The sequence below is a fragment of the Achromobacter sp. genome (genome assembly GCF_036567245.1).
Lineage (GTDB): Bacteria > Pseudomonadota > Gammaproteobacteria > Burkholderiales > Burkholderiaceae_B > Achromobacter.
The window spans coordinates 1-3,013 of record NZ_DATCUY010000357.1 but is presented as its reverse complement, the minus strand read 5'-3'; the positions used below and the strand labels follow the sequence as shown (position 1 = coordinate 3,013).

The following is a 3,013-nucleotide window of genomic DNA, read 5'->3' as shown; positions in this document are numbered from 1 at the left end:
CAGCGGCTCGGGCTCGCGCCCTAGCGCCACGTAGTCCGCGGGCACTTGCGCCGCCGCCGCGCGGATGGCGTCGGGAGCGGCCTGCCACCACTGCGTCAGCATGCGGTCTGGGTTGTAGACATCCAGCCCCTGGCGCCGCAGTTCGGAACGGTTGAAGTCCTTCAGGTTCCAGGTCAGCACCTGTACCACCGGCGGCTGCTGCAAGCCGCAGCGCGCGCGCCGCGCCAGGCCGGCCGCGATCACGTGGAAGTCCTTGGGGTCGCTGTAGCGCAAGGAGGCCTCGTAGACCTCCGTGTCCGTTTCGCGGGCGGCGGGGAAACGGGCATTCATGTCGTCCCACATTTCCATCATTACTTCCGGCGGGATTTCCCAGATGCGCGAGGCGTTGCGGCGCCATTCCTCGCCGATCCGGTCGGTCCAGACGGGCGTGTACACGCCGGCTTCGGCCAGCCTGAGCAGCAGGCGGCGCAGGATGCCGGACATGAGGACGCAGGCGTCCAGGACGATGAAGGGCGGGGAGAAGGATGCGGCGGTCAAGTGAGGTCTGGAGCCCGGCGGGCGGAAGGTGCGCCGGAAGGTGGCTCCGGGCCGCACGCAGGGCGTAAAAATGGAAAACGAGGCGCAAGAATAACGTTTTTTAGCGCCGCCAGGCCCGTCCTAACCCAGTTCCGCGCGCACGGCGTTGCAGTGGCTCACCAGATTGCGCCGCGACACCAGGCACTGCTTGAGCGGCGTGTCGATGGCGTAGAAATAGATATTGGCGAGAAAGCCATAGAGGCCTGCGTCCACGCTGCCCGGATTGGGGCCGAACATGAAACCGTTGTCTCCCAGCAGGCTGGATATGGCCTCCAGGTCGGCGACGCCGCGGGCGTAGGCGTCCTCGGCCGCATAGCGGCCTATGCCCTGATAGTGGTAGCGCTGGAAGTTGTATTGGCGAGCGGCTTCCAGTTGCTCGGGCGTGACGTCCGGATGGGTGTCCAGCAGCGCCTTGCGGAAGGTCGGCCAGTAGCGGTCGTCGCGCCAGCGTGAATAGGACATGACCCAGTACAGGTCGTCCAGCGCGCGGCGGACCAGCAGGTCCTGCCGCTGCTGCGCCGGCGTGAGGGATTCGTCGATGGTCAGTTCGTACTGCCGCTTCAGGTACGCGATGATGGCGTCGCTGTCGCCAATGCGCAGGTTGCCATCGGCGATGTAGGGCAGTTGGCCGCGCGGAGCGGACTGCACATCGAGCGTGTGCCGGTGGTCGAACGGCAGCCGGCACAGCTTCAGGAAGGCGTAGATCTTCAGGCCGTAGGGGTTGTTGTCTTCCAGCCCATAGAGTCCGGGGTACGAATAGAGGGTGATCATGGCGCGCTCCCTGGTTACCGGCCTAGCTTAGAACGGCGGGGGGATTTTTGCGCGCATCAGTTTGACGAGGCAGGCGGTTCGCCGGCTTGCGACGAAGGACGGACGCCTTGCCTGCTGCGGGTGGTGCCCGAGACCGGAATCGAACCGGTACGGCCGCGAGGCCGAGGGATTTTCTTACCACTTCGGCTTTCGCCGCCAGCGCGGATGCGCTGTTCGTGGTCTGGAGCACGCCTTCACCATAGCCTTGCGGCCTTAGGTGCCCGCCGTCTGCTCTCTACACCTTCCCCGGTCATGCAACCAGGGCTTGGCTCGGCGTTGGCTCGGAACAGGTCCAGGGCATTCGCCGAGTTTGACGGGCTACACCTTTGGAGTTTCCCCCAAAGGGCTCAAATTAGTTCAAGTCCCTTGTGTCTACCAATTTCACCACTCGGGCGTTGCGCGGTCCTGGAAGGGCCGGCAGCGGGCGAGACTATACCATCCCTGTGCCGGGGAGCCGGAGTGCGGCCCCTTGGCGTGCGGGCGCTCAGGCGACGAAGCGCACGGCAGGGCGCGGGCGTTCATCCACCGTCAGCGAGAAGACGTCGGGGCGCGAATAGTGGCCCACCACGTCGAAGTCGTAGCGGGCGCGCACCAGTTCCGCCGTGTCGACCTGGGCGGTCAGCAGGCCGGCCTTGCCGCGCAGAGGGCCCGCCAGCACGTCGCCCAGCGGGCCGACGATGACCGAGCCGCCGTTGATCAGCGGCCGGTTGGCGTCCCAGCCCGGCACGTCCTGGCCCAACTCGGCGGGCGAGGGCTGCACCTGGCAGGCGCTGACCACGAAACAGCGGCCCTCATGGGCAATGTGGCGCATCGAGCATTGCCAGATGTCGCGCTCGTCCACCGTGGGCGCGCACCAGATTTCCACGCCCTTGGCGTACATCGCGGTGCGCAGCAGCGGCATGTGGTTTTCCCAGCAGATGGCGCCGCCGATGCGACCGGCCTCGCTGTCGACGACCGGCAGGGTCGAGCCGTCGCCCTGGCCCCAGATCAGGCGTTCAGTGCCGGTGGGCATGAGCTTGCGGTGCTTGGCGGCCAGGCCGGTGGCGGGTTCGAAGAACAGGGCGGTGCAGTACAGGGTGTTGCCGCCACGTTCGATCACGCCCACCACCAGACTGGCGCCGGTGCGCTGCGACAGGGCCGCCAGCGCTTCGGTTTCGGGGCCGGGCACGTCGATGGCGTTTTCGTAATAGCGCGCAAAGGCTTCTCGGCCTTCGGGCAGACGATAGCCCAGGCGGGTGCCGAAGATTTCACCTTTGGGATAGCCGCCCAGCAGCGCTTCGGGCATGACCACGAGCGAGGCGCCCGAGGCGGCGATTTCGCTTTCGTAGGCCAGGATCTCTTCCAGGGTGCGGGCGCGGCCTTCGGGCGAGGAGCCGATCTGCAGTGCGGCGACGGTTTTCGTGGTCATGGCGGGGCTCGGGTGGGGTAGAAACAGGCTTCAGTGTCGGACCGGCCCTAAAATCAATCAATCCTGGTCAGAGATAAATGATATGAACCAGATTGATATCGAGTCGGCGGACCTGAACCTGCTCAAGGTCTTCGAGGCCATCTACGACGAGGGCGGGGCAGGGCGCGCCGCGCTGCGCCTGGGCGTGACGCAGTCGGCGGTCAGCGCGGCGCTGGGACG

The 3,013-nt window shown here is 66.3% G+C and carries 4 protein-coding genes; 1 reads left to right on the top strand and 3 read right to left on the bottom strand.

Translation table 11 applies throughout. From position 1 onward, the window contains the following. The 3 genes from VIR09_RS15515 to VIR09_RS15505 form a co-directional block, all read right to left on the bottom strand. A partial coding sequence (locus VIR09_RS15515; RefSeq protein ID WP_414639430.1) for a PIN domain-containing protein occupies positions 1-483 on the bottom strand: 483 nt, incomplete at its 3' end. Positions 484-657: 174 nt separating this feature from the next. Then, positions 658-1,347, bottom strand: a complete 690-nt coding sequence (locus VIR09_RS15510; protein WP_332013674.1) for a glutathione S-transferase family protein — start codon at positions 1,345-1,347, stop codon at positions 658-660. 523 nt (positions 1,348-1,870) lie between these two features. After that, entirely contained in the window at positions 1,871-2,794 is a 924-nt protein-coding gene (locus VIR09_RS15505; protein ID WP_332013673.1) for a carbon-nitrogen hydrolase family protein, read from the bottom strand. A gap of 82 nt (positions 2,795-2,876) precedes the next feature. Here VIR09_RS15505 and VIR09_RS15500 point away from each other — a divergent pair. Beyond that, on the top strand, positions 2,877-3,013 hold a 137-nt coding region (locus VIR09_RS15500; RefSeq protein ID WP_332013676.1), incomplete at its 3' end, for a LysR family transcriptional regulator.